This window comes from Lunatimonas sp. (assembly GCF_020832325.1).
Classification (GTDB): Bacteria; Bacteroidota; Bacteroidia; order Cytophagales; family Cyclobacteriaceae; genus Lunatimonas.
This window is the reverse complement of record NZ_JAFIEU010000047.1, coordinates 86164-112103: the sequence shown is the minus strand read 5'-3', so window position 1 is coordinate 112103 and position 25940 is coordinate 86164. Positions and strand designations below refer to the sequence as shown.

The window sequence follows — 25940 nt, the reverse complement described above, 5'->3', positions numbered from 1 at the left end:
CTCTAAATGGAGTACCCTCCATCGGAGGTAAAAACGGCTCCTGTAGTATATGAGGAGGCTTCTGAAGCCAAGAAAAGAGCCATTGCGGCAATTTCTTCTTCGTTTCCCAAGCGTTGAAGAGGCAGGTTTTTCATGATATGCTCGTGAATTTTTTCATCGGACCACAATCCTTTACTGAATTCGGTTTTAATTACCCCAGGGCAAATAGCATTCACACGGATGTTAAAATCACCCCATTCCTTGGCAAATACCTTGGTCATAGAAATTAATGCTGCTTTGCTGATGCTGTATAATCCGAGGCCTCTCTCCGGCGAAATGGCTCCTATGGAACTGATATTGATAATCGCAGAGGTAGTGGATTTTTTTAGGTGAGGGAAGCAAAGCTGGGACAGCTCGTAGGGTGCCTTTAAATTTACATCGATAATTTTATCCATCACACCCATCTCATATTCGTGTATAGGGGCAAAGATCGGGCTTACAGCTGCATTGTTTACCAGGATATCAATCTGACCATACTTCTTCACAGTCCCCTCTATCAAAAGCTTACGCTGCTCTTGGTATCCAATATGATGGGCAAAGCCCGTCACCTCGTAACCTCTGTTTCGGAGTGTCGCAACTGCTTCATTCAAGTGTTCTTGGTTCCTACTATTTAAGACAACCTTTGCGCCCGCGGCTGCAAAAAAATGTGCGATGGAAAAACCGATCCCTTTGCTGCTACCTGTGATAATGGCTACCTTATCCTGGAGGGAAAACAACGTATTTAAATCCATAATTGATTCTTTTGATACGCTTCTCAACCAAAAATCTGATTGGCAAAAACGCGATTAAATATACCGCCAAAATAATGTATTTCACGGAAAAATGTCCCAAAAGATACCCACATGTGAATTTTTTTTCCCACGAAGGCTAGTGGGCCGCGACACCCTTACTCATGCCTCCTTTTTTTCTTCTCCAGTTTTTGGGTCAAATTCTGAAACCTCTTTTTTGATCACTTCCTTGGAGGAAATCTCTTGTCGTGTGGATACTTCATCTGAGTTTCGGTTGAATACCTTCTTGAAAATCAATACCAATGCGACAACAATCGCCAAAATAATCAATGCACCGATGTATAAAGACATACCTTATATTTGTTAAGTGAAACTACTAATTACGGGGTAATAAATGCAAGAATAATGCCTTTTTTCAAATGGGTAGTGTTTTGGTTCGTGCGCAAAGCCTACCATCAAAGCGGGAGTGATCAAAAAAGCCTACCCTGAACAGCCGCTTGCTTGGGCGTGTATTGGGGGCCTTTCAGGATTTCAATAAGCACTTTCACAAAGCTATTTTTCCAGACCTCTGCATGTATCTTTAGGTCCTTGGGTTCGTACTCGATGGAACCTTTGAGGCGCTCGTAGCCAGTAAGCATGGACCATACCAAATAAAAGGTGGTTTCTGGATGGAGCTCTGGCCGTATACTGTTATCCCGTATGCCTTTGGAGATGATTTTTACGCCTATGGTCGGGATGTCATGCTGCATGATCAGCAACTTGTGGAAATACTGGCTTTCCAAGATGGAGGAATGGATTAGCTTGCGGGTTTCGGGATCATTGTACATGTTTACCAATCCCATTAGGTGAAGCACCGACTCATAAAAAAACCGCTTTTCTACCGAAAATTCCAAAACATTATCCACCAAATAAATCACATTATCAAATCCGGTTTGATCTTTCCCTTTGCTGAGTGTTTTATTAAACACATCCCGGAATTCTTCGAAGGCCTTTTTTACCACAGCCATGTAAAGATCTTCCTTGCTCTTGAAGTAAAAATAGGTGAGACCTTTGCTCATCTTGGCCTGTGTAGCCACCTCGTCTATGCGGGTGTATTGCATGCCTTTTTCGGAAAAGATCTTAATCGCAGCTTCCAGAATCTTTTTCTCCCTTTGTTGCCTTTCGTATACGCCCATAAGCCGTTCGTGCTGTTTTTTAAGACGGGGTTACTTTAACAATGAAGTAGTTCTTTTTTCCTTTTTGGATCAGGAGGTATTTGCCCTGCAATAGCGAAAAGGAAACCGATGCAGAGGGATCGCTGAGTTTTTCTTTGTTGATACTTAATCCTCCTCCCTGTATCATTTTCCGTGCTTCGCCTTTGGAGGGTAATACGAATTTATCAAACGCCAATAGGTCGGTTACCTGATCCAGTCCGTCGTAGGTTTCCTGGCTGATTTCGAGGACTGGGACCCCTTCAAATACCTGAAGGAAAGTGCGTTCGTCTAGCCCGGATAAGTCTTCCAAGGATGTCTTGCCAAACAATATGTCAGAGGCTTTCACCGCAGTTTCCAATTCCTTCTCTCCATGCACCAGCAGGGTAACCTGTTTGGCAAGTTCCTTTTGCAGTGCCCGTAGGTGAGGGGCGGCACGGTGCTCCTCCTCCAAGGCTAAGATGCTTTCCCTGTCCAAGGTGGTAAAGATGCGTAGGTATTTGGCTGCATCGTCGTCCGAAACGTTTAGCCAAAACTGGTAAAAGGCGTAGGGCGAAGTTTTTTCCGGATCCAACCACACGTTTCCTCCCTCGGTTTTACCGAATTTACTGCCGTCCGCTTTGGTGATCAATGGAACAGTAAGTGCAAAGGCCTCACCACCGGCCATCTTTCGGATGAGTTCGGTGCCTGTTACAATATTTCCCCACTGATCCGATCCGCCTAGCTGAATGCTACAGTTTCGGTTTTTCCATAGGTGAAAAAAGTCATAGCCTTGGATCAGCTGATACGAAAACTCCGTAAAGGAGAGCCCGCTCCCTTCTTCCAGTCTTCGCTTCACACTATCCTTGGCCATCATGTAATTGACCGTGATGTATTTGCCTACATCCCGGATAAAGTCCAGAAATGAAAAACCGGACATCCAGTCGAAATTGTTTACCAGTTCGGCTTTATTGGGGCTTTCTGCCCCGAAGTTCAGGAATTTAGCCAATTGATTTTGAATGGAGGCTACGTTGTGGTCCAGGGTCTCCTTATCCAGCAGGTTTCTTTCGGCAGACTTGAACGAGGGATCACCTATCATTCCCGTAGCTCCTCCTACCAACGCAAAGGGTTTGTGGCCGGCCCGCTGAAAATGCACCAAGGTCATCACGCCCACCATGTGTCCTATATGAAGAGAATCTGCCGTGGGATCAAATCCCAGATAGGCTGCTGCCATTCCTTTTTTGAGGTGCTCTTCCAGTCCGGGGGTCATGTCTTGTAACATGCCCCGCCATTTCAATTCTTCAATGAAGTCCGCCATGGTATCTTACGCGCTTTTTTGCCTGCAAATATAGGGTTTGTCGCTTAGTTGTGGAAGGTTTACGGCGTTTTCGCTCGTATGATGCCAAAATAGACATAATCCTCCCTGTTTTAAGGTTTCTTCTTTATCTTGTGGCCAAAACGGACCTATGAAGAAGCTTGTATTGGCCTTGGCAGCTTTCTTGCCGCTAGCTCCATCGCTAGCCCAAAATTTTATTCCGAACTACGACGAGGAGAAGGTGCCGGATTATGTTCTACCTGATCCGCTTCGGTTTGCCAATGGACAGCGGGTAGAGTCCGCTGCAGATTGGGAAAACCGGAAACTAGAGACCCTTCGCCTATTTGAAGAGGAAATGTTTGGGATCAGTCCGGCATGGGACGGTCAGATGCGTGTTCAGGAACTTTCTCGCAACGAAGAGGCCCTGGGAGGCAAGGCCGTACAGCGGGAAGTGAAACTTACTCTGGAGCGAAAAGGGCAGACCGTAGATTTGGTACTTTTGACCTTCCTGCCAAAAGGAGTTGACAAAGCACCCATGTTTGTAGGACTGAATTTTTACGGCAATCACACGATTTCAATGGACGAAGCAATTCAGGTCACAAAGAGCTGGATCAGAAACAATGCCGACATGGGATATACCAATAATCAGGCCTCAGACAGGAATCGTGGCAGCAGGGTTACCAATTGGCCCGTACAGGACATGGTAGATCGTGGATATGGATTGGCGACTCTGTATTATGGAGACATAGACCCGGACTTTGATGATGGCTTTGCCAACGGCGTGCATGCGCTATTTCTAGATGAGGTGCGAAACGAGAATTCTTGGGGCAGCGTGGCAGCTTGGGCTTGGGGGATTTCACGGGTAGTGGATTATTTGGAAGATGTGCCCGGCGTAGATCGAGGTCGCTTGGCAGTTGTGGGTCATTCGAGGCTGGGAAAAGCTGCGTTATGGGCCGCTGCCGTAGACCCCCGTTTTTCGATGGCGATCTCCAATAACTCCGGCTGTGGGGGAGCGGCCCTGTCCCGGAGAAGGTTTGGAGAAACGGTGGAGCGCATCAATACTTCCTTTCCGCATTGGTTTAATCAGCGTTTTCGGTATTACAACAAGGAAGAAGATTCACTCCCCATGGATCAGCACCAGCTCATCGCCCTTTTGGCACCTAATCCGGTGTATATCGCAAGTGCAGCAGATGACCTATGGGCAGATCCGAAGGGAGAGTTTCTATCTGCAGTGGCGGCTACTCCGGTTTACCAATTTTTAGGAAAAGAGGGTATGCCGGTGTCTGAATGGCCCAGTATAGAGGTGCCGGTGATGGGCACCTTGGGGTATCATGTCCGAACGGGTGGCCACGGCATGTTATACTATGATTGGATGCAGTATTTGGATTTCGCAGACAAGCATTGGAAATAGGTGGTTTAGTTTTCCGCTTCATTCAGCATGTGTCGGATGGCGGTCATCAATACCTTCTCCGCATGTTCATCAAATGGACTGACCCGCACTTCATAGCCGCCCTGACTGTAGCTTTCCGCAGTGCCGATGTATCCCAGTCCATAGTCGGCATAGGCTGCCATGGTCACTTTCCGGGTTGGCTGCATCTGTATGGCAGCCAGCTGGTATTCAACAAACAACTCCGCAGGCATGTGGAGGATTCGGATATCGTTGATCGCTAAGCAGCTTAATAGCGTGCGGTGGCCTGCTTTGTACCTGTTTAACCAGGCTAATTTGGAGGCATTTTCTGCCAGCCAAACTGCGTTGTTTTCAGGGTTTTCCAGCTTGAGGCGTATTTCGCTATTGGGGGCCAATCTTACGGACTCGGTGATCCACCGGATACTGTTTGGGTACAGGCGTGATTTTTCGGTTTTTTCGTAAGCCCGTTGCATGCCATCTGCCAGACGCTGCGCGAGAGCCAGTCGGTTTTCCGGCGATCCGTCATTGTACTTTCCAGCGGTGACATTGCCCGCTGCACCTGTAAAATGGATATGCAAAGCCGAAGGAACCTCCGCTTGACGTATAAAACGTGCTAATCCCGGGAAATCGGGATTGGCGATTCCGGTTCGGTAATAACTTTGCGGATGGACGGCGTAGTAGCTGAGCACTGCGATCGGATTGTCCTCTTGCCAAAAACTCAGCACTGCCACCTTGGGGTCGATGGTTCCTTCTGGGGCTGCGATGGCTGTCGGATCTTTGGTGGCTGAATACCGGACAAACTGAACCATGCCATCCTCGCCCAGCACCCTCCGATTGCTGGCTACCTGATGGACTTCTGCTTCTCCAAACCCCACATGGGTTACTGCTACGCTCCGTGCTGCAGCTTTGGATACTTCAAGTGAAAGCCTTTCCAGAAGTTCCCGTTGGTAGGTTCCTTCAAAGTTGCCCGGATCAAACCCCGCATCCAGCAGGAGTTTTTCCGCTCCAAAATCGGATCGGGGGGCATCGTGCTGATGCACCGCGTGGACGGTTACACGCTCGGAACTGGTTCCTGCGGCTTTTGCCAGCTTTTCCCGGAAGAGGTCGTGGCTTTCATTGGCAATGCCTATCCAGTCTACGGCGCAAAGCACTATCGGGTCCCCTTGGCCAAGGATCACAATCCCCTTTGCTCGGAGCCCCAAGTCCCATGCTCCTGCCATGGTATCATAGGCCAGTAGGCTGCCTACAGGTGGAGTCGCATCCACGTCAAATACACCTACCCGAACGCTGGAGGGATTTGTAGGCTGTTGGGCGTGGGTCGAGAATAGACTAAAAACGAAAATGATACCAATACCAGCAGTTAGACAAAGTTTGGAAAGATAAATGGAACGTGTGTTCATAGAATAAGTGGATGGAGGTCATTCAAGTTGCTTAAGATAACGAATTCATGGTAAATAGTCGACATTTGACTTTTAGAATTCACGCCAAATGCCTATATTTCCTTACTATTTTTATCTTTATTCAAACCTATGCCACATCATGTTCCAAAAATAAAAACAGCCCCGCCGCCTGATATTGAGCGGGAACTTGAGGAATTGGAAGGCCTGCTGGACGAGTTGTTGCCGTTTAAGAAACTCGATCACAACGTGCTCATTGCTACTTGGAATATACGCGCGTTCGGGGGCCTGACAGAGAGGTGGGAGGCCAGGGATCAGGATTCCCCCAAAAGGGATTTACACTCACTACTTTGCATTGCGAAGATCATCTCTCGATTTGATATCATTGCCGTACAGGAGATCAAAGGCAACCTAAAGGCTTTTCGTCACATGCTAAAGGTCTTGGGTCCACACTGGAGTTTTATTCTGACGGATGTAAGTGGGGGAAATGAGGGAAACGACGAGCGGCTGGGTTTTCTGTTTGATTCCCGCAAAGTCAAATTGTCCGGCCTGGCCTGTGAACTGGTGGTGCCAAACGAAAAAATAGAGCGCATACAGGATGGGGCTTTTTCCCGGCAATTTGCCCGTACTCCTTACGCCGTCGGGTTCAAAGTAGAAGATAAGACCTTCGTGTTGGTGACCCTGCACGTAATTTACGGAAAACGTGCCTCTGACAGGACCGGTGAACTGGAAGGAATCGCCCAATGGCTGAGGCGCTGGGCAATGAACATGCATTCATTTGATCAAAGCCTGATTGTATTGGGGGATTTTAACATAGACAGAAGGGGAGACCCCCGCTACCAAGCCTTTGTATCTACGGGATTACGGGTACCAGATGACCTAACCGAGGTGGGTAGAACTGTGTATGACCACCGAACCAGTTACTATACCCAGATAGCCTGGTTTCACGATCAGCAAAATATCCCGCAACTATCGATCAAGTACCTGAGAGGAGGGGTGTTTAATTTTGGCCCCCACGTCTTGAAAAACAGGAATTTGACACCTTTTCAATTATCTTGGAGAATCTCTGACCATTTACCTCTTTGGGCGGAGTTTTCTACCAAGTGCTAGATTTCGTGAAAGATTGCCTATTTTAGGAGGTGTAGACTACGAGAAACTGCACTTGAGTGGTTTGTAGGTAATTTAAGAAGCTATTTTGTACTTCAAAAAGTAACTTTTGTGAAAGACGACAATTATTTAGCCATAATAAAGGAAGATCCTTGGTTGGTATCCTACAAGGAGGAGATACTACAGCGTTATGTCCGGTTTCAACGGGCGCTGTTGGAAATTGAACTTGCAGAGGGAAGCTTAACGGAATTTGCCCAAGGATATACCTTCTTTGGAATTAATTTTGATGAGGAGCGGGACGGTTGGTATTACCGCGAATGGGCACCAAAAGCTCAGGCACTGTTTTTAATTGGTGATTTCAACGGGTGGAATAGGGAAAGCCACCCTTTGCAACGAAAGGAATGGGGGAGTTGGGAGATTTTTCTGCCTAGGGATCACTATGAAGAGACCTTTGTGCACGGGGGGCTTGTGAAGGTGCACGTAGTCTCCGAAAAGGGGGCGATAGACCGGATTCCTGCCTATATCAAACGGGTGGTTCAGGACGAAGACTCCAAGGATTTCGCCGGGCAGCTATGGTTTCCCGAAAAAGACTTTGTATGGACTGATGTCAACTTTTCTGCTAAGAAATCCTTTACAGGGCCGTTGATTTACGAAAGCCATGTGGGCATGGGGCAGGAAAAAGAGGGGGTGGGAACTTACAGGGAGTTTGCGGACAAGATTCTTCCAAAAGTAAAGGCAAACGGCTACACCGTGGTGCAGCTGATGGCCGTAATGGAACACCCCTATTACGGGTCATTCGGTTATCACGTGTCCAATTTCTATGCTCCTTCCTCCCGTTTTGGTACGCCGGAGGATCTGAAATACTTGGTGAATAAGGCCCATGAACTAGGGCTCGCTGTGGTCATGGACATTGTGCACTCCCACGCGGTTCAAAATGTGGCAGAAGGTTTGAACGAGTTTGATGGATCCGATCATCAGTACTTTCATCCGGGTCCTAGAGGGTATCACGAGGTTTGGGATTCCAAGTTGTTCGATTACGGAAAGTATGAAGTGAAGCGCTTCCTTCTTTCCAATATACGCTATTGGATGGAGGAGTTTCACTTTGACGGGTTCCGATTTGATGGGGTCACCTCCATGCTGTACTTCCATCATGGGTTAATTACCTTTGGCCATTACGACAATTATTTTTTAAAGGATGTGGACTGGGATGCGATCATTTACATGCAACTGGCAAACCGCCTGATCCATGAACTGAATCCCGATGCCATTTCCATTGCTGAGGAAGTTAGTGGTATGCCAGGGCTTTGCCGTGAACCCCTGGAGGGCGGTATTGGATTTGACTATCGCATGGCAATGGGTATTCCCGATTTCTTTATCCGCATCCTCAAGGAACAACGGGATGAGGAATGGGATATGTTTGAGTTTTGGAAGGCCCTGAGTGACCGAAGGTATAAGGAGAAAACCATCGCCTACGCCGAATCGCACGATCAGGCCTTGGTCGGTGACAAATCCATCGCTTTTTGGCTGATGGATAAGGAGATGTACTTTCACATGGGTGTAGACGATAGTCACTTGGTAGTGGATAGGGGCATTGCTTACCACAAGCTATTCCGCATGTTTACCATTGCCTTGGGCGGTGAGGGTTATTTAAACTTTATGGGTAATGAGTTTGGGCATCCGGAATGGATAGATTTTCCGAGGGAAGGAAACGATTGGAGTTATCAGTACGCCCGTCGTCAGTGGAGTTTGGCAGAAGATGAATCCCTGAAATACCAGTATTTATTAAAATGGGACCGCGCCATGGTGCAGTTGATCAAGCGGCATAAGGTGTTGTTGGCTCCCTTTGCAGAACAGATCCATCTGGATCCGGGAAATAAGGTCATTGTGTTTCAGCGAGCCGAGCTGCTTTTTGTTTTTAACTTCAATACCAGTCGCTCGATCTTCGACTATCAATTCAGGGCCCCCACGATGGGCAAATACCGGCTGCTTCTAAACTCCGATAACAAGAAATTCGGTGGGTTTCACCGAATCGATGAGAAACTGGATTACTACACCGATCAAAATCAGCGGGTGAGCGTATACCTGACAAACCGAACGGTCTTGATATTGTCTCGGGTAGATGGATGAGGCAGAGGGCAATGCGCATGGCTACCTGTTCTGAGTAATAGGTAGCCATGACCTCAATTTTGGAGAGTTTCGTGCCACCCCTGTCGGGGTTTACAATGGTTTATTCGATGACTTTTTGAGTCTGCAAGTAGGCGACTAAGTCTACCACTTCCTGTTGGGAAAGGTTTTCAAAGAGACCGGAGGGCATCATGGATACTTCGGTCGTTTCCTTGGACTGAATGCTGGATTTGTTGATGATCACAGGGTCTTGACCCACTACTCGCAGGGTCAGTTGACGCTGGTTTTCCCCAATCACGTTGCCCGTGTAGGTCCTTCCATCCCTGGTGGTGATGACTACCATCTTATAGGCATCCTGGATTTCCGCAGAGGGCTCCAGCACATTTAGTAAAATGTAATTCACATCGGTACGGTTGGATCCGGTGAGGTCAGGTCCCAGTTCACCTCCCTGCCCAAACATTTTGTGGCAGGCCCCACAGCTTTCTTGAAAAAGCGTCTTCCCTGTTTTCAGGTCAGCTTGCCCCAAGGCCTCTGCCGTCAGTATGTTGCGGTACTTGGCATAGGCGGCTTCGTCGTAGGGTACCTCCTCTATGGGACCCCATACTTCGATAAAGCCGCTGCCTACCACCCTGAGCATTTGCCTGGCCACGGTAGCAGGTATTTCCCGTTTGGCGACCCGGCCGGATTGGATTTCCCGCAGGAGCATGTTTCCGTACCGTGGCCTGGATGAAAGCGTCTGAAGGGCCAGGGCTTTTTCATCGGAATCCATTTGGGGATATTCCCGGATCAGGTGCCTGCCAAATGCCTCCTGGTCAAAGGCGGCCATGGATCGTATAACTTCTTGCCGCAGTGTCGCGTCTGCATACAGCCTAACCAACCGGTTTGCCAGTGCAGGATTTTGTTGTGCGGTAAGGGATTTTAGGGATTGTATCCGGTTTCCCGCTGCTGCGTTGGGATTTTCCAAGGTGGCCAATGCACGCTGGGTGGCTTCGGCATCTCCAAAGAGCTCGGAAATATACGCCGCCATTTCTCGGGATTTTTCGTCATCCTGTAGCTTTCGGGCCAGGTCGGGCCACTTTTTGGGCATGACCAGATCGGTTCGGCCTTCTATACCTGACAGCATGCCCTCCAGCATCCAAACCCGGTGTTTCGGGTTTTTGTCCATGGCAGCCACTAGCTTATCGGTCAGGTCGGCATCTACCGTGCGCCTGGCCATAAACCTAGTGACCATCGAAAGCTCGGATTGGGCAGCCAATGCGAGAAATCGGTCAGCATCCTCTTCGATCAAATGGGCCGTACCATACCAAATCATCTTAGGCAGGTTGTGGTCCTTTTCGTCCTCGTGGTGCCGGATGAGTTCGGCTGCGATATCCCATTGGGCAGCCACTGGGATTCGCTGTAGGCTTTGGGCCAGGTACAGGCGAACTACTGGAGAAGGATCCGATTTTGCCAAACGCTTGAATACCTCCAAGGCGGCTTTTGGTGGGTTTTTGTCCTCACAAAGTAACTGGATGGCCCAGCTACGTATATGAGCATCCTTGTCGCTTAATGCGCTGATGAGGTCTTTATCGGCAAACCCACCGATTAGGTGAAGCGACCACATGGCCTTTAGGCGGTGATCCGGCTCCGTTGATTTTTCGAACAGTTCCTTCAACACTATCCGCGTTTTCGGATCTAGTTTTCCCTGAGATGCACGTTTTTGTAGGATGCCGCGCGCACGTCGCGTATGCCAATCGCTGGGACTGGATTGCAGCTTAACTAACTCGGAGTCCGAAAGCAGGTTGAGGTCGGAGTACCGCTTGTCCCAGTTGGTAGAGGCAGGCTTTTCCGGCATGATCCGAAAAATTCTGCCCGTTTCGCCCAGCAGGACCTCTTGTCCGCAAATATCGGCATCGTGCCAGTCCAATACATACATGCCTCCTTCAGGTCCGATCTCCAGACTGAACCCAACCCATTGTGCGTTATTTGCGGCTAACAAGTCATCACCGTCTTGCCCGATAAATCCGGACCCGTTGGGAACCAGGATGTCTGAAAGGACTGCATGCTCGTGAATATTGGCCATGAAAATACGACCCCGGTCTTCCTCCGGAAAGGCATCCGACTGATAAATACGGGCACCCCCGTGGGCGGAACGGTGGCGGTGGTCGGCGATTGTCTGTATGTCCTCGTATACGTAGGGGTTAAAATGCTGCCCTCCCTGCCTATGGTAAATGCCCCCTTGAATCACATGCCACAGATGGGGTATCACGCAGGCTGTGATGAAAAGATTCCCTTTGGTGTCGTAATCGATGCCCCAAGGATTGCTGAACCCGTGCGCGACCACTTCAAATACATCCTTCGTGGGGTGGTACCTCCATACCCCGCCGTTGATATCCACTCCGTCTGCTTCCAACAGGTCTTCGGGAAAGGGGTCCTTGTGATAGTATAGTTTCGTATTACCATTCGGCTTGCGGATCTTCGAGGGAGTGGCAAATCCCTGCAGTCCGTATAGCCAGCCGTCGGGGCCCCAATGCAGACTGTTAAGCGTCTCGTGTCTATCCCGAATGCCCCAGCCAGTCAGCAGGATTTCAATATCCTCTAGGTCTGCTTGGTCATCGCCATCTTTATCAGGCACAAAGAGCAGGTTAGGTGGTGCGCCTAGGTAAAGGCCGTCAAACCCCACCGCAATAGCCGCAGGAAAGGCAATGCCTTCCATAAATACCTTTCGGGAATCTGCCTGCCCATCCCCATTGGTGTCTTCCAATATCAGAATGCGGCTATCTCCTGCATTGGAAAATCCATGGCCTCTCGACTCGTAATCCCGGTTTTCCGCCACCCATAGCCTGCCCTTATCGTCCCAGCAAAAGGCCATGGGTTGGGTGATCATTGGTTCTGCGGCGTAGACGTTTGCTACATAGCCCTTTTTCAGGCTCATTTCTGCAACGGCTTCTTCGGGGTTCAGAAATTTTGCCGCTCGGCCCTCTGCCTGCGCAATTTCCCAAAGCTCGGTGGTGCTGTACATACCTGATTTGCCCGAAAATGCCGACCAGGACTCTCCGATTTCCATGTCGCTTTTCTCCCCCGTAAATACCAACAGGCGGTGTTTTAGCGTCAAACTTTCGCCCGCGGGAATCAGCCAATCATCTGTGCGGGTATAGGAGGGCCCTATACCCAGTTGGCCATCTACCCGCCATCGCTGAGGGTATCCCTTGTTACTGGGGTGGTCAAATACCGCGATCTGGGCATAGTCTTCTCGGCCCTCTAGCTTCATGCCTACCTTTACCCACATCGCGGGCTGTCCTTCTGCGCGCTCATTACGTTGCCTCGCTGCATTGATGACCTCCCCGTCAATACCCTCTTTCCAGGGCATTCGGATAAACAATCCCCCATAGTCGTATTTGCCGAGGGTGGTGGTTGCTATTGCCTCTCCTTTCCATTCCAGATCCATCAGATACTCCCCGTTTTCCTCCCGCATGGTCCAGGTTTGGGTCTCTCGCATTACCGGTGCTCCACCTTCGTCCAATAGCTCGTATACGGTCTGCCAAGATACGGCTTCCCCTTCCCGTTCGATGGGGTTTAATGCGACACGTCGCCAGTAATCACCCTGGGGATTGTGGAAGTAATCTCTTCCATTCACCCTGGTAAATCCCCAATAGATTCCGGTTTGGTGTTTATGGTGTCCGGGACTGAACTCCGTCAGTTCACTCTTTCCGTCCGGCGATACCATGGGGTGGAGGTAGGGACGGAAATCTTCCAAAGCGACCTGGGTTACCAGTGGATCTGATTCGTTGCTACGAAATACCTGCAACCTATCGCCGGTGTCGTCCAGGCGGAGAATAAGTTGGGAAGTGTCAGATCGAGACTCCGCTTCGGATCCTGCCTGTCTGCCACAGGCAAAGAAAACAGCGCAGATACAAAGTGTTGCAAAAAATGAATTCATGGTGAATTTTGGGTTTATTGGATTTTGATGGACGTTTGTTGGTGATTTTTGTAAAGTGAAGGCGATAGCGGGTCGTGAAAACATCGGTTGAATAGGCGGTATCAGTAATTACTTTTTGGTGTAAGGACGCCGTATTGGATCTTGATTCGCTTGAGGCGATCCTTCATCGATGCCACGAGCTCTGTATATTCCACCTGGCCATATAGGTTATTCATTTCTAGGGGGTCCGTTTCCAAGTCATAAAACTCCCATTCGTCGAGTTCGTAGAAATGCATCAACTTATACCGCTGGGAGGTGACGCCCTCATGCTTCTGCACGCTGTGTACGCCGGGGAATTCGTAGTAATGGTAGTATAGGTAACTTCGCCAATCCGCTGGAGTGTTTCCTAACATTACGGGCACCAAGCTTCTTCCTTGCATGACATCCGGTGCGTCTACTCCTGCTACCTCTAGAAAGGTTTGGGCGAAGTCCAAGTTGGACACCAGATCTTTATTGACCGTTCCTGGCGTGATTTTTCCTTTCCAGCTCATCAGCAATGGGGTTCGGAAGGATTCTTCGTACATAAACCGTTTGTCAAACCAACCATGTTCTCCAAGGTAAAACCCCTGATCCGAGGCATACACAATCAGCGTATTTTCATCCAAACCGGACTGCTCTAGGTAGTCTAATACCCTCCCTACGTTGTCGTCTACGGAGCGAATGACGGCGAGGTAGTCACGCATATACCGCTGGTATTTCCATCTTACGAGGTCATCACCTTGTAGGTTTGCCTGCTGAAACTCCTCGATGATGGGGTTGTACACAGCATCCCAGGCGGCTCGTTGTTCAGGGTTCATGCGTCCGTAGGTGCGACGGTACGGGCCGGATCCAATGGTTTCTGCGGTCCAGATTTTTAGGTCCGACGCCAATTGCATGGTTTCGGAAATGGTCATATCCTGCTCTTTCGCGGCAGTACCCCTAGTCCTGTAATCGTCGAACAGGTTGGGAGGCTCGGGGAAGACCACATCTTCGTAAAGGCTTAAATGGTCGGGCCCTTTTTCCCATTCCCGGTGAGGTGCTTTGTGCTGTAGCATCAGCATAAAGGGTTTCCCCGATTTTTCTTGTTGCTTTAGCCAGGCTAGGGATTTGTCGGTAATGATGTCTGTAACATAACCTTCTTCGATGAGCGTATCCCCCGGAACGATAAATGTCGGGTTGTAGTAATGGCCCTGATCCGGTAGGATTTCCCAGTGGTCAAACCCCGTGGGTTCGGATCGAAGGTGCCACTTTCCGATAAGCGCTGTGGCGTATCCTTCTTGCCGTAATAGCTTGGGAAAAGTAGGTTGTGTTCCGTCAAAGGTATCCGCGTTGGTACGGTGTCCGTTTACATGGCTGTGTGCGCCGGTTAGGATGGATGCACGGGAGGGTGCGCAGATGGAGTTTGTAACGTAGCATTTGTCAAACCGAATGCCTCGTTGGGCTATGCGGTCCAAGTTGGGGGTAGGGGCCAATTCGGCCAATCGGTCCTGGTAGGCACTCAATGCCTGAAAAGCGTGGTCATCTGTGAAAATAAAGAGGATATTGGGTTGCTTGGGAGGCTGCTTGGATGCTTCCTCTTTCCCGCATCCAAAAAGCGAGAGCGTACCAATTGCCAGAAAAATGGAGGAATGTAAAGCAAGCTGGGTTAGGCCAGCTGTAGAGAAATAACGAGATGCCTTCATGGAAAAGATTTTGCTTGTTTTTGTAACTGTCTAAAATATTCAATCCCAATGACTATTCAAATAAATATTTAAAAGTAATTTTTTCATTAAGAATGGACTCCAAGTCCTATATTTGGTTTATCAAATCCTCACTTCCTTAAAAAAAGGGCTGTTGTTATCCCTTAGAAGATTGGCAGGCACTTGATATGCAGCCTATTCGTCTTTTAAGACTATAGCCCGGTTAACCTAACGGATGAAATGAACATGTATCGCATACCTTTGATTGCATTATTAGCCCTTCAACTTAGTTCCTGCAATAGTGATAGGCAACCGGCTCCTGAACCCGTGTATCCCATACCTTCCGAACGGCAACTGGCTTGGCAGGACCTGGAATATTACGGGTTTGTGCATTTTAACATGAATACATTTACGAACATGGAGTGGGGTACCGGTGCAGAGGACCCGTCCCTGTTTAATCCTACCGAGTTTGATGCCGGGCAATGGGCACGTGTGGTTAAAGATGCGGGGATGAAAGGTATCATCATCACCGCAAAACACCACGATGGGTTCTGTCTTTGGCCCACCACTACCACTGAGCATTCTATTAAGGCTTCTCCCTACAAAGGAGGGAAGGGTGATATCATCCAAGAGATTGCCGAGGCCTGCAGGGCAGCCGGCCTAAAGTTTGGCGTGTACCTGTCTCCTTGGGACCGGAATAACGAGCATTATGGCACGGCCGCATATATAGACGTTTTTCGGGAGCAGCTTCGGGAATTGCTGACCAACTATGGAGAGGTATTTGAAGTATGGTTTGACGGAGCAAATGGCGGCACAGGCTACTATGGCGGCGCCAATGAGGAGAGAAGGGTTGACAAGAAGTCCTATTACGACTGGGAAAACACTTTTAAAATTATTCGCGAGCTGCAGCCAAACGCCGTGATTTTTGGAGATGCAGGACCGGATGTCCGCTGGGTGGGCAACGAACACGGTTTTGCCTACGAGACTACCTGGTCCAATCTAATGCGGGATTCGGTTTACGGCGGGATGCCGGAGTATTCCGAAATGTATTCCCCAGGACAGGAGAATGGCACCCACTGGGTACCGGCAGAAGCAGATGTATCCATCCGGCCGGGATGGTATTACCACGAATACGAGGACCACAAAGTCAAAACCCTGCCACAGCTTTTGGATATCTACTACAACAGTATTGGCCGCAATGCCTCCTTGTTGTTGAATTTTCCGGTGGATAAGCGAGGGCTGATCCACGAAAACGATGTGGCGCAGCTTCAGAAATTAACCGCTAAAATCAACGAGGACTTTGCCAATAACCTCGTCGGTAAGCAGGTCTTGGTGAGTACGTCGGTTGATCGGGGTAGATCCTATTCGGGAAGCAAAGCCATCGATGGGAAATCTGATACTTTTTGGTCCACACCTGACGGGGAGGTCTCTGGATCCCTCACGTTGGAGTTTAAGGAAGAGATCAGTTTCAACCGCTTTATGGCACAAGAGTATATTCCTTTGGGCCAGCGGGTGAAGGCCTTTGTGCTGGAGGCGCAGGTGGATGGCGAATGGCAAGAAGTAGCGCGGGGTACCACGGTGGGGTATAAGCGTATTTTAAGATTGCCCTCGGTAAAAACCAAAGCGTTACGTTTTACCGTGTTGGATGCCAAGGCCAGCCCTACGATTTCAAACCTTGCCCTTTTTGACGCACCCAAGCTGTTGATTGAACCCGTAATGCAGCGTGAAAAATCGGGTCTTGTGAGTTTTTCCTCACCTGACGACGAGGTAGTGATTTACTATACCCTGGACGGAAGTCAGCCCACCGCCGAAAGCCTTAAGTATCAAGAGCCCATTATGGTATCAGAGCCAAGTGAACTGCGGGTAGTCAGCTTAGATCCTCAGAGTGGGCAATCCAGCGAGGTAGCGGTGTTTGCACTGGACATCCCCAAAGCAAATTGGAAGGTGGTGGGAGGCAGTGAAAATGCCATCCAGGCAATTGACGAAAACGATCGGACAAACTACACAGCCGATTCGAATCGGTTGATGGTGGATATGGGAAGTACCTATCCCCTTAGCGGATTCACGTATATGCCGGTACAAAACCGATACATGTCCGGTGTGATCAAAACCTTTGTGTTTGAAGTCAGTCGGGATGGGGTTTCTTGGCAACAGGTAGCTGAAGGGGAGTTCGGGAACATCGCCAACAGTCCCATCTTGCAGCGAGTTTCCTTTAGTCCCACCGATGCGAGGTTTTTCAGGTTTTCAGCTACTGAAACGCTTGATGGAAATCCGGCAAGCTTTGCGGAGGTCGGTGTGATTACGGTTAAATAGAATAGAATCTTACCGATTAGGGGTTGGTTGACCTTGACATCCTGGACCCCAAAAAATAACTTGAGACGTTCTTCCGCATTAGGACGTTCATTGTCTTTATTTGGTTCTCGGTTCGATGATTTCGTTAACTAGGACTTGGATTTATTATATTTTCCAATTCGTGGTTAAAACCGAGATCGGGAAACTTAAGATAGCATTGTCAAGAATTACCGTAATTTAGAGTGATTTCAAACGGCATCTGAAAGTGAAACTTGTTCCAACCCTAGTTTTGACCGTTAGTTTTGCAGACACTAAATTAGAATGGTAGGACAGAAGGTCAACTACTGGAAGCTAGAAAAATAGCGATAAACTATTCAAACGCGGGAAGGTTGTAGGTTTGTACAGTCCTTGGTATGGGAAGTCTTGCACTTTAAAGTATCTTGTGAGACTCGTACTTTACCAATACACTGCCTTCCACATCTATGAAGACCATACAATACAGCATCCAACACCTTCGTTTTCACTTTTCAGTTTTTCTGCTGCCTGTTTTTCTATTTGCAATGTCTCGAGCTGCAGACCCTTTTCATTGGAAAACGGCCATCCTGTTTGTGTTACTTCATTTGCTGGTTTACCCGTCTAGCAATGCGTATAATAGTATTCAAGATCGAGACACGGGCAGCATTGGCGGATTGAAACATCCCCCCCCAATTCCTACTACACTCTCGGGTGTAACCATTTTTTTGGACAGCCTGGCACTTGTTAGTAGTGCATGGTTTTTTGGATTGGAGGTATTCCTGCTTCTCGGAAGCTATATTCTAGCTTCTCGCGCATATAGCTACCGGGGTATTCGTATCAAGAGATTTCCCCTTGGAGGCTTTGCGTTGGTTGCATCTCTCCAAGGTGGGCTTATTTATTTTATCACGAGCATGGTAGCGTCACAGCAAAGCTTTTTCGAGCTTGGAACCGATACGTTTTTGGGTGCGCTGGCAGCAACGGTGATGATAGGTGCGGGCTACCCTATCACGCAAATATACCAGCATGAACAAGATAGACTGGATGGAGTAAACACGTTGAGTATGAGGCTGGGGGAAAAAGGAACACTGCTATTTTCCGCATCCTTGTTCGCACTGTTTACTGCGTTTATTTTTCTTTTACGATGGGAAACGAGCTTTGTTGGGTTGCTTTTTCTTTTGGTTACCACTCCGACCGTCTTTTTCTTCTTATATTGGATGAGGCTGATTAGCCGCGATCTGAGAGCTGCAAATTACGATAACACGATGCGGATGAATGTCATTTCAACCATTACATTGAATGTTTTTTTTACCACCCTATTAATCATCCAAAAATGGAGCCAATGAGTAGCGCTATAACCGCCATCGGTACGGCAATCCCGGAAAACCGGTATCCGCTGAGTGATTTTGTCGCTTGGGCGGGCCAAACGCACGACTCTCCGGCTGCTCGTCGAAAGTTGCAGTTTATCGCCAAAGATGCAGGAATAGCCGTCAAGCATATGGCTATCAATGACTTTTCCTCTAATGGAAATGGCGTGCTTTATCGGTGGAATGGTGCCGGTTACCAGGACCCCGACACTGCCCAGCGCCTAGGCCATTTTTTGCCTTTGGCTACCGAACTTGGAACCGCCGCTGCTACTACGTGCTTAAAACGAAGAGGGGTAGTTCCCGAACAGATCACCCATCTTATTGCCGTTAGTTGTACGGGGGTTCAGGCGCCAGGTCTTGAAATTGCCCTATACCGAGCACTTCACCTATCGGCATCGTCAGAACGAAGCGCAATCAACTTCATGGGCTGTTATGCAGTTTTTCATGCCTTGAAGCAAGCGGATTATATATGCCGAGCCAATCCCAGTAGCAAGGTATTGATTGTTAGTGTGGAGCTCTGTTCATTGCATTTTCGAAATAGTGAAGAACACGACAACCTGTTGTCTACGGTACTATTCTCAGATGGTGCCGCAGCAGCGCTGATAGAAAGAGGATCTAGGGATCAAGGTTCTCAGTTACACTTGAACGCGTTCGCATCTACTCTGATTTCAGACGGAGAGGATGCCATGGGTTGGCATATCGGTAGTAGGGGCTTTGAGATGATCCTAAGCAGCGCAGTACCGAAATACATCGGCTCCCACATGCGGGAAGCCTATCGGCAGTTACTGATCAAGTGCGGGTTGACGCCCGATGATATCGTTGGTTTTGCCATTCATCCGGGGGGAAAAAACATATTGATGGCATTTGCTGACGCCATCGGCTGTGAGGTATCCGATCTTCAGAAATCCTTCGATGTAATGCGTGAACATGGCAACATGTCATCCGCCACAATCCTTTTTGTACTGGAACGTATCTTATACGGACCCGCGAAACAGGGGCCGATTTACGCGGCAGCTTTTGGCCCAGGGCTCACTGTGGAGAGTGGTTTATTTTCGCGCTTATGAATTTCCAGCACCGCTCTTACGAAAAAGAACTGATGGATGCTCCCTATCTGAGCAAGGAGGATTTTCATACCAACCTGAGAGAAATCGTTCTGATCAACCGGTATTTGGGGGGTGCATCGGTTACCTTCAAGGGTGTTAGCCAGCTCGTTCGACTTGTAGGACTCAGCCGGGTGCATGTTACCGATATCGGGTCGGGGGCCGGAGATTTGTTTGACTACCTCAGCAGGCGATTTGGGGAGTTTCCCGTGGAGTTTACCGCGGTGGATATTCAGCCCGAGGCACAGGCCTTCGCCTTGGAGGCTTTTCCTGATGTACAGTCAAAGGTTGCGTGGAATATTTCAGACTACCGGCATGTATTCGCAGAAGAAAATGGCACAGACATCGTTTCGGCTAGTTTGTTTTGCCATCACCTAGATGATTCGGCGGTGGTAGAATTTTTGCAGGGCGCCCTTCGGCATGCCCGAGTGGGGGTAGTGATCAATGACTTGCATCGCCATCCCTTTGCTTTTCACAGCATTCGTTTACTCACGAGGTGGTTTTCGCGCTCTCATTTTACCCGCCACGATGCCCCGCTTTCGGTGCTTCGAGGGTTTTCCAGATCTGAGTGGCAGGATTACCTTCGGTCTGCAGGTATTTCGACCTATTCCCTTAGCTGGTGCTGGGCGTTTCGGCATTTGTTGGTAATTCCAAAAAATCAATAGTTATGAAGCAACCGGTGGTCATTGTAGGGGCAGGTTTGGCTGGTTTAAGCCTATCCATCGAGCTGGCTAGACTGGGGGTTCCAGTGATAGTTTTGGAAAAAGATCAGTTTCCTAGGCAAAAGGTGTGTGGAGAATATATTTCTCGGGAATCTGAATCTTACCTCAATTGGCTTGGAGTGGAAACGCAGTCACTTCCACATATTGACACACTAGTACTTACCTCAATGGGAGGAAGGCAAGCCCGCCTATCCCTTCCCCGAGGAGGTTTCGGCCTAAGTCGATGGACGATGGACCATCGTTTGGCCCAGATTGCTCAAGAGAAGGGAGTAGACATACGATTTGGGACAACCGTTCGTGCGATTGAAGGGAATGTGGTGCATACGCTTCGGTCGGGAGCCGTACAGGCTTCGTTTGTGATAGCTGCCTATGGCAGAAGCAATCGACTGAGCGGAATACGGATACCTACGGGTTCTGGAGCATTTGTCGGCGTCAAATATCACGTATCAAGTGCTGCGCCATCTGACACCATTGAAATGCATGTGTTCCGTGGTGGGTATTGTGGGTTTTCCAAAGTGGAGGGAGAAAAGTACTGTCTTTGTTACCTAGCCAATGCGGCCCCATTAAAAGCTCTTGGTGGCAACTTGGACGACTTTGAGCGGATGCATTTGTTTCAAAACCCCCATTTAAAGGAGCGTTTCTCCGAAGTGAAGTTGTTGGGTGATCGGGTGACAACGTCTCAGTTTCACTTTTCCACCTATGGAGGTGTATACCAAGATCAATTGTTATTGGGGGATGCATCCGGGTTTATTCCCCCGATCACCGGAAATGGTATGAGTCTGGCGTTACGTTCCGGAGCACAGCTAGCGCCGATATTGGCCGAAGCTTGGTTGGGGAAACGAAGCCGGGAATCACTGTACCGTGCTCAGGGCGAGTACGTAAATCTGTACCTTCGTAGCAGAATTCGCAAAGGTGTTTTTTTGCAAAAGCTTCTTCTTCGTCAAAACGTTTTCAGCGATGCCCTGCTGTTTGGTGCCTTGCGTCTCATTCCGGCGGTAGGGCGCCACCTGGCGATGTCCGCAGTGGGAGATGATATTTCTGCCAAAAATTAGCATCAATGCAGAACGCATGAGTTCCCATGCAGTCTGAGTATTTACCCGCGATGGCATTCGTCTGCAATGACGATTTTTTAGTAGAGAGATTTTGACGATATTGACCGCTGAAACCAGTTAACGGTTCCAAGGAGTTACGTCGTTTATTCCATTGGAAAGAATTCTAGGCTGGAATAATCCCCTTTTTATGCAAAAAATAATTTATTTGGTTGGGCTTGTGACCATTTGTTGGAACACTGCATATTCCCAGCAGGAGATCCTTTACAAGCAGGTCGACACGACTTCTCTGTATCTAAAAGTGTATCAATCGGTGCAGACTGAGGGAAGTGAAAAAAAACCTGCGATGGTATTTTTTTTCGGTGGGGGATGGACCAGTGGTAGCATCGATCAGTTCGAGCCGCATGCCAAGTATTTTTCAAAACGCGGGATAACTTGTTTTCTGGCCGACTACAGGGTAAGCTCTAGGCAGCAGACGACGCCTTTTGAGTCCCTGAAGGATGCAAAATCAGCCATTCGGTACATTAGGGCCCATGCAGAAGAATGGGGAATCGATACCGCCCGATTGGTTGCAGCGGGTGGATCGGCTGGCGGTCAATTGGCCGCTGCGGCAGCAATGGTAGATGCCTATCAGGAGGATACGGATGATAGGGAAATTAGCTGTAGACCGAATGCGTTGGTACTTTTTAATCCGGTCATAGACAATGGACCTGGAGGTTATGGGTACGAGCGGATCGGAGAAGCTTTTCCGGATTTTTCTCCGCTTCATAATATCAGGTCGGGGGCACCTCCCGCAGTGATGTTTCTAGGGACGAATGACCGACTTATTCCGGTGGAAACTGCCCGGTATTATCAGAAAGTGATGGAGCGGGTGGGCAGCCGATGTGAATTGTTTTTATACGAGGGTGCGGACCATGGGTTTTTCAACTACCGGAACTTTGACTACTATACACAGACCGTCTTGGAAAGCGACCGTTTTTTGCAGTCCATCGGCTATTTGGGAGCAGAGCCCATTGTGGCGATCGAATAAATTTTTGTGGTCCTTGTAGCGTTTTTAACAAAGATTCCGTCCTAACTGTAGTACTGCTTCAATCCAACAATATGGTGGCATTCCGCTGCAACCTTGTAGGATCCATTTGAAGTGCCCTCCACGTTAACTGAAATGACTATGAAGAGCTACATCGTTTTTCTTTTGATTGCAATTATTAGTAATAGCCTATTTTCCTGTGTTCCGAAAGAAGATATGCTGGTCGGTCCTGTTACTGCCAATATCAGGGAGCTAGCGATAAAGGAACAGCAATTGTCTGATGCAAATACCAGGTTTGCGCTGAAGCTTTTCGAACAAATTATCAAAGACAATGCAGGTAAAAACCTGTTTATTAGTCCTTATAGCATACATCAGGCACTTTCTATGACCATGAACGGAAACGAAGGCGCAGTTTTGGAGCAATTTCAAAATTTGTTGGAAGTAGAGCATCTTACCTTGGAGGAAGCCAATCAGGCGGCTAGGGACCTAACGGCTTTTCTTTTGCAATTGGATCCAAAAGTCAAGCTCGCGATTGCCAATGCGATCTGGTATCGGGAAGGGTACCAAGTCCAGCCTCCGCTAAGGCAGACAGCGCAGGAATACTACAAAGCGGAAATCGCTTCCTTAGATATGCTTAACCCGAACTCTGTCAATATCATCAATAATTGGATTGCGAAGCAGACAAATAATCTGATTAAGGACATGCTAGATCATATTCCTGCCAATGCGGTCATGTATTTGGTAAACGCGATTTATTTTAAAGGAGACTGGACCTATAACTTCCCCAGAGCGAATACAAAAAAAGAAAAATTCTTTCCCAAGGCAGGTCAGGAAGTGGTGGTAGATATGATGGATTTGGGTGAGCCGGCCGCCTTTAAAGTTTTCAATACAGCGGACTATGGCTATATCGAGATTCCCTACAGTTCCGGGCAATTCACGATGGGTATTCTTTACGGCGAGAATGGAAACACAGAGGCGTTGGCGGAGAAACTTACCATGGAAAACCTACTACAGTGGAGGGAACAGGCTAGGGAAGGTAATTTGATCCTGAAAATGCCGAAATTCAAATTCAGCCACAAAATCCCCAATATGGCAGATGATCTGATGGCCTTGGGTTTGGTGCAGCCATTTGGTTTTCATCCGGATAACTTCACCAAGCTTTTTTCCAACCCGACCGAGCAGCTCAAAATCAGTAGGGTGATCCATGAGGCGCTGATTGAAGTAGACGAGAAAGGAACCGAGGCCGCAGCAGCTACCATTGTAGAAGTTATTGAACGCGTCAATTTACCACCCAGTACACCGCCGACATTGGTTTTGGATAAGCCTTTCGTGTTTTTTATCCAGGAGAAGCACAGTGGTGCCATACTCTTTATGGGCAAGTTGGAAAATCCGCTCTAAGAGGTTGCCGAACTGGTGTGCTTGCGATGCATGGGTTCGTAGGTTTTGTTATCAACCACAGGCTGGAACACCAATTTTATTTTAGGGTTGTCTGTGTATTTTAGGACTATAGTGGGGATGATCGATGAACCGTGGAGATCTGAACCACGTTGTGCCTGGATGCCTGTACGATCGTGCAAAAGGTTTTCTGATCTTAGTAAGTAATACTTACATTAAAAATGTATAACAAATTTTTAATTTTAAATACATTCTAATGAAACAATAATGCTTCTGTTTTCGTATTTTTTACTATAACCAACTATGTTTAACTACCTAACTGCTTTGAATCATGAAAACGTTATTTGAAAAGTTCGCTTCCTTATTTGTTGCACTACTGATGATTTTCGCCTTTTCTACCGTTGCACATGCAAGTACCGCCAATCCTGAAGATATGCTTTTGCTTCCTGCTGAGAAGGAGGGCAAATATGCAAAGCTGGATGTTCGCTCACTTCCCATGGATAAGGAGGTTACTATACGGGTAAGGGATGAGATTGATCGGTTGGTGTATACCTTTAAAGTAAAAAACACAGGCCAAAAACATGTGCTGGTAGATTTCAATCGCCTTATGCCGGGTACTTACTCTTTGAATGTTCTTCGGGGAGATGACGATGTCGTTAGAAAATACTTGGATATTCGCTGGAACGAAGTCGCCGTGAGGGAAGTAATATCGCTCAAAAAAGATATTGGGCAAGAAGATCGTTTCCCTCTCAATTGGCTCAGATCTATTAATTAATAAGTCGATTATCCGTGATAAGTCCATGTGGTATTTCCATATGGACTTTTTTGTTTTACATTGGTTGATCTGATTCGAATCTAACTACCCCGCGAGGGTGATGTTTTTTGTTTTAACCTAAATATTCCATTCTATTTTCAAAGTTGGTTTCAAACCTGTTAGCATCTCCTATAATACTCTAACTGGTAAAATAGGGGATTTGCAATATCATTTACAAAACATTTATTTTGCTAGGAGAGATGAAAAAATCACCTAGAAATATTGCTAAGTGACATTAAATTTGATTTCCGGTAATATGAACAAAACCTGTTACCCGCTTTTCGGCATCGTGACCGTGCTTAACACTCCCTTTACCCCAGTGGGAATGATTGATTATACCGCTGTAAGGAAAAATGTACGGGAGGCATTGCAGGCTGGTGTAGCCGGTTTTTTGGTACCTGCCATGGCTGCGGAGGTACATAGACTTTCCCATCAAGAACGTTTAAGTATGGTCCAAACCGTGCTGGAGGAGGTAAATCAGCAGGTTCCTGTCATTGCCGGCGCAGCCGAAAACGATCTTGCTAGGAGTAAATTGCTACTAAAATCCTACATGGATCTTGGTTGCAGACAGGTGCTTTTCCAGATACCTTATCAAAATGAGGAGCAGTTTAAGGCAGATTTTTACAGCTTGGTGGAGTTCGATGTGGATATGATCATGTTGCAGGATTGGGATGCCTCCGGCTTTGGGTTGCCGGAAGACCTTATTTGTACCTTGTTTGAAACGGTGCCGGCGTTTAGGTGTCTCAAGATCGAAACGGTCATGGCTGGCTACAAGTATTCTCGTATGCTAGCCCTTACGGAGGGGCGGCTGCATGTGAGTGGAGGCTGGGCAGTAACCCAACTGATAGATGGCCTGGAGCGGGGAGTGCATGCCTTTATGCCTACCGGTATGAACTGGATCTATACCGAGATATACAATCGTTGGATGCAGGGCAACAGAACCGAAGCCGAGACGCTTTTCTATGAAATTCTGCCCGTGTTGGCCTTTTCCAATCAGCACCTGGAGGTTTCCATTCATTTTTTTAAGCGGCTGCTGTTTCGACAAGGAATCTATCCTTCCGACCTGGTCCGACATGCTTCGATTCCTTTTGATGCCCAACACCAAAAGACGACGGATACGTTGGTCCAACGGGTTATTGATTTGGAGAACCTCCTGAAGAAAGTGAGAGTGACCCGGTAAAGCAGGTACTTCGAGTGCCGCGCAGTGGGTTGTTTGCGTCTCGTTCAATTGGGTTAAAATACTACACTTTTTCGTTAAC

The 25940-nt window shown here is 48.1% G+C and carries 19 protein-coding genes; 12 read left to right on the top strand and 7 right to left on the bottom strand.

The genetic code is table 11. The annotated features are described in order from the left end of the window. Window positions 1-2 precede the first annotated feature (2 nt). From JJU34_RS18340 to tyrS, 4 genes are all read right to left on the bottom strand, one after another. Window positions 3-770, bottom strand: a complete 768-nt coding sequence (locus tag JJU34_RS18340) for a glucose 1-dehydrogenase (protein WP_228693872.1) — start codon at window positions 768-770, stop codon at window positions 3-5. Between the two features lie 159 nt (window positions 771-929). Continuing rightward, window positions 930-1118 (bottom strand): hypothetical protein, encoded by a 189-nt coding sequence (locus tag JJU34_RS18335; protein ID WP_228693871.1) that lies wholly within the window; start codon window positions 1116-1118, stop codon window positions 930-932. 119 nt (window positions 1119-1237) lie between these two features. Then, a complete protein-coding gene (locus JJU34_RS18330; protein ID WP_228693870.1) occupies window positions 1238-1942 on the bottom strand; it encodes a TetR/AcrR family transcriptional regulator in 705 nt (234 codons plus the stop codon). Between the two features lie 19 nt (window positions 1943-1961). Next, complete coding sequence (gene tyrS / locus JJU34_RS18325; protein ID WP_228693869.1) at window positions 1962-3254, bottom strand: tyrosine--tRNA ligase; 1293 nt, start codon at window positions 3252-3254, stop codon at window positions 1962-1964. Between the two features lie 148 nt (window positions 3255-3402). Here tyrS and JJU34_RS18320 point away from each other — a divergent pair, with 148 nt between their 5' ends. After that, entirely contained in the window at window positions 3403-4662 is a 1260-nt protein-coding gene (locus JJU34_RS18320; protein WP_228693868.1) for an acetylxylan esterase, read from the top strand. A gap of 5 nt (window positions 4663-4667) precedes the next feature. Here JJU34_RS18320 and JJU34_RS18315 read toward each other — a convergent pair whose 3' ends face one another. After that, window positions 4668-6059: a hypothetical protein gene (locus tag JJU34_RS18315; protein WP_228693867.1), complete on the bottom strand. Its 1392-nt coding sequence runs from the start codon at window positions 6057-6059 to the stop codon at window positions 4668-4670. Window positions 6060-6188: 129 nt separating this feature from the next. Here JJU34_RS18315 and JJU34_RS18310 point away from each other — a divergent pair, with 129 nt between their 5' ends. Both JJU34_RS18310 and JJU34_RS18305 read left to right on the top strand, forming a co-directional pair. Continuing rightward, window positions 6189-7166: an endonuclease/exonuclease/phosphatase family protein gene (locus JJU34_RS18310; RefSeq protein WP_228693866.1), complete on the top strand. Its 978-nt coding sequence runs from the start codon at window positions 6189-6191 to the stop codon at window positions 7164-7166. 108 nt (window positions 7167-7274) lie between these two features. Next, window positions 7275-9290 carry an alpha-amylase family glycosyl hydrolase gene (locus JJU34_RS18305; RefSeq protein WP_228693865.1) on the top strand — a complete coding sequence of 672 codons (2016 nt, stop codon included), beginning with the start codon at window positions 7275-7277 and terminating at the stop codon, window positions 9288-9290. Between the two features lie 100 nt (window positions 9291-9390). Here the strand turns inward: JJU34_RS18305 and JJU34_RS18300 are convergent, their stop codons facing one another. Continuing rightward, window positions 9391-13206 carry a PVC-type heme-binding CxxCH protein gene (locus tag JJU34_RS18300; RefSeq protein ID WP_228693864.1) on the bottom strand — a complete coding sequence of 1272 codons (3816 nt, stop codon included), beginning with the start codon at window positions 13204-13206 and terminating at the stop codon, window positions 9391-9393. A gap of 101 nt (window positions 13207-13307) precedes the next feature. Next, on the bottom strand, window positions 13308-14906 hold the full coding sequence (locus tag JJU34_RS18295; protein ID WP_228693863.1) for a sulfatase: 1599 nt from the start codon (window positions 14904-14906) through the stop codon (window positions 13308-13310). Between the two features lie 243 nt (window positions 14907-15149). Here JJU34_RS18295 and JJU34_RS18290 point away from each other — a divergent pair, with 243 nt between their 5' ends. The 9 genes from JJU34_RS18290 to JJU34_RS18250 all read left to right on the top strand — a co-directional run bounded on the left by JJU34_RS18290 (window position 15150) and on the right by JJU34_RS18250 (window position 25861). Next, window positions 15150-17216: an alpha-L-fucosidase gene (locus tag JJU34_RS18290; RefSeq protein ID WP_228693988.1), complete on the top strand. Its 2067-nt coding sequence runs from the start codon at window positions 15150-15152 to the stop codon at window positions 17214-17216. Window positions 17217-17677: 461 nt separating this feature from the next. Next, window positions 17678-18553 carry a UbiA family prenyltransferase gene (locus JJU34_RS18285; protein WP_228693862.1) on the top strand — a complete coding sequence of 292 codons (876 nt, stop codon included), beginning with the start codon at window positions 17678-17680 and terminating at the stop codon, window positions 18551-18553. Continuing rightward, window positions 18550-19638 carry a type III polyketide synthase gene (locus tag JJU34_RS18280; protein ID WP_228693861.1) on the top strand — a complete coding sequence of 363 codons (1089 nt, stop codon included), beginning with the start codon at window positions 18550-18552 and terminating at the stop codon, window positions 19636-19638. Before JJU34_RS18285 ends, JJU34_RS18280 begins: the two co-directional genes overlap by 4 nt. Continuing rightward, complete coding sequence (locus JJU34_RS18275; RefSeq protein ID WP_228693860.1) at window positions 19635-20339, top strand: methyltransferase domain-containing protein; 705 nt, start codon at window positions 19635-19637, stop codon at window positions 20337-20339. The genes JJU34_RS18280 and JJU34_RS18275 overlap by 4 nt, the downstream gene beginning before the upstream one ends. Before the next feature lie 2 nt (window positions 20340-20341). Next, window positions 20342-21448 (top strand): NAD(P)/FAD-dependent oxidoreductase, encoded by a 1107-nt coding sequence (locus tag JJU34_RS18270; protein WP_228693859.1) that lies wholly within the window; start codon window positions 20342-20344, stop codon window positions 21446-21448. Window positions 21449-21635: 187 nt separating this feature from the next. Further along, complete coding sequence (locus JJU34_RS18265; RefSeq protein WP_228693858.1) at window positions 21636-22475, top strand: alpha/beta hydrolase; 840 nt, start codon at window positions 21636-21638, stop codon at window positions 22473-22475. 138 nt (window positions 22476-22613) lie between these two features. Further along, window positions 22614-23870, top strand: coding sequence for a serpin family protein (locus JJU34_RS18260; RefSeq protein WP_228693857.1), 1257 nt, complete (start codon window positions 22614-22616; stop codon window positions 23868-23870). A 328-nt stretch (window positions 23871-24198) separates the two neighbouring features. Next, complete coding sequence (locus JJU34_RS18255; protein WP_228693856.1) at window positions 24199-24642, top strand: hypothetical protein; 444 nt, start codon at window positions 24199-24201, stop codon at window positions 24640-24642. Window positions 24643-24937: 295 nt separating this feature from the next. Then, window positions 24938-25861: a dihydrodipicolinate synthase family protein gene (locus tag JJU34_RS18250; protein WP_228693855.1), complete on the top strand. Its 924-nt coding sequence runs from the start codon at window positions 24938-24940 to the stop codon at window positions 25859-25861. The last annotated feature ends 79 nt before the right edge of the window (window positions 25862-25940 follow it).

What these genes read in the sequence shown, in the direction of transcription:
- JJU34_RS18275 (WP_228693860.1), top strand. Translation starts at nt 19,635, where the DNA reads ATGAATTTCCAGCACCGCTCTTACGAAAAAGAACTGATGGATGCTCCC.
- JJU34_RS18300 (WP_228693864.1), bottom strand. Translation starts at nt 13,206, where the DNA reads ATGAATTCATTTTTTGCAACACTTTGTATCTGCGCTGTTTTCTTTGCC.
- JJU34_RS18290 (WP_228693988.1), top strand. Translation starts at nt 15,150, where the DNA reads ATGTATCGCATACCTTTGATTGCATTATTAGCCCTTCAACTTAGTTCC.
- JJU34_RS18270 (WP_228693859.1), top strand. Translation starts at nt 20,342, where the DNA reads ATGAAGCAACCGGTGGTCATTGTAGGGGCAGGTTTGGCTGGTTTAAGC.
- tyrS (WP_228693869.1), bottom strand. Translation starts at nt 3,254, where the DNA reads ATGGCGGACTTCATTGAAGAATTGAAATGGCGGGGCATGTTACAAGAC.
- JJU34_RS18335 (WP_228693871.1), bottom strand. Translation starts at nt 1,118, where the DNA reads ATGTCTTTATACATCGGTGCATTGATTATTTTGGCGATTGTTGTCGCA.
- JJU34_RS18255 (WP_228693856.1), top strand. Translation starts at nt 24,199, where the DNA reads ATGAAAACGTTATTTGAAAAGTTCGCTTCCTTATTTGTTGCACTACTG.
- JJU34_RS18285 (WP_228693862.1), top strand. Translation starts at nt 17,678, where the DNA reads ATGAAGACCATACAATACAGCATCCAACACCTTCGTTTTCACTTTTCA.
- JJU34_RS18250 (WP_228693855.1), top strand. Translation starts at nt 24,938, where the DNA reads ATGAACAAAACCTGTTACCCGCTTTTCGGCATCGTGACCGTGCTTAAC.
- JJU34_RS18280 (WP_228693861.1), top strand. Translation starts at nt 18,550, where the DNA reads ATGAGTAGCGCTATAACCGCCATCGGTACGGCAATCCCGGAAAACCGG.
- JJU34_RS18260 (WP_228693857.1), top strand. Translation starts at nt 22,614, where the DNA reads ATGAAGAGCTACATCGTTTTTCTTTTGATTGCAATTATTAGTAATAGC.
- JJU34_RS18330 (WP_228693870.1), bottom strand. Translation starts at nt 1,942, where the DNA reads ATGGGCGTATACGAAAGGCAACAAAGGGAGAAAAAGATTCTGGAAGCT.
- JJU34_RS18265 (WP_228693858.1), top strand. Translation starts at nt 21,636, where the DNA reads ATGCAAAAAATAATTTATTTGGTTGGGCTTGTGACCATTTGTTGGAAC.
- JJU34_RS18320 (WP_228693868.1), top strand. Translation starts at nt 3,403, where the DNA reads ATGAAGAAGCTTGTATTGGCCTTGGCAGCTTTCTTGCCGCTAGCTCCA.
- JJU34_RS18340 (WP_228693872.1), bottom strand. Translation starts at nt 770, where the DNA reads ATGGATTTAAATACGTTGTTTTCCCTCCAGGATAAGGTAGCCATTATC.
- JJU34_RS18315 (WP_228693867.1), bottom strand. Translation starts at nt 6,059, where the DNA reads ATGAACACACGTTCCATTTATCTTTCCAAACTTTGTCTAACTGCTGGT.
- JJU34_RS18295 (WP_228693863.1), bottom strand. Translation starts at nt 14,906, where the DNA reads ATGAAGGCATCTCGTTATTTCTCTACAGCTGGCCTAACCCAGCTTGCT.
- JJU34_RS18310 (WP_228693866.1), top strand. Translation starts at nt 6,189, where the DNA reads ATGCCACATCATGTTCCAAAAATAAAAACAGCCCCGCCGCCTGATATT.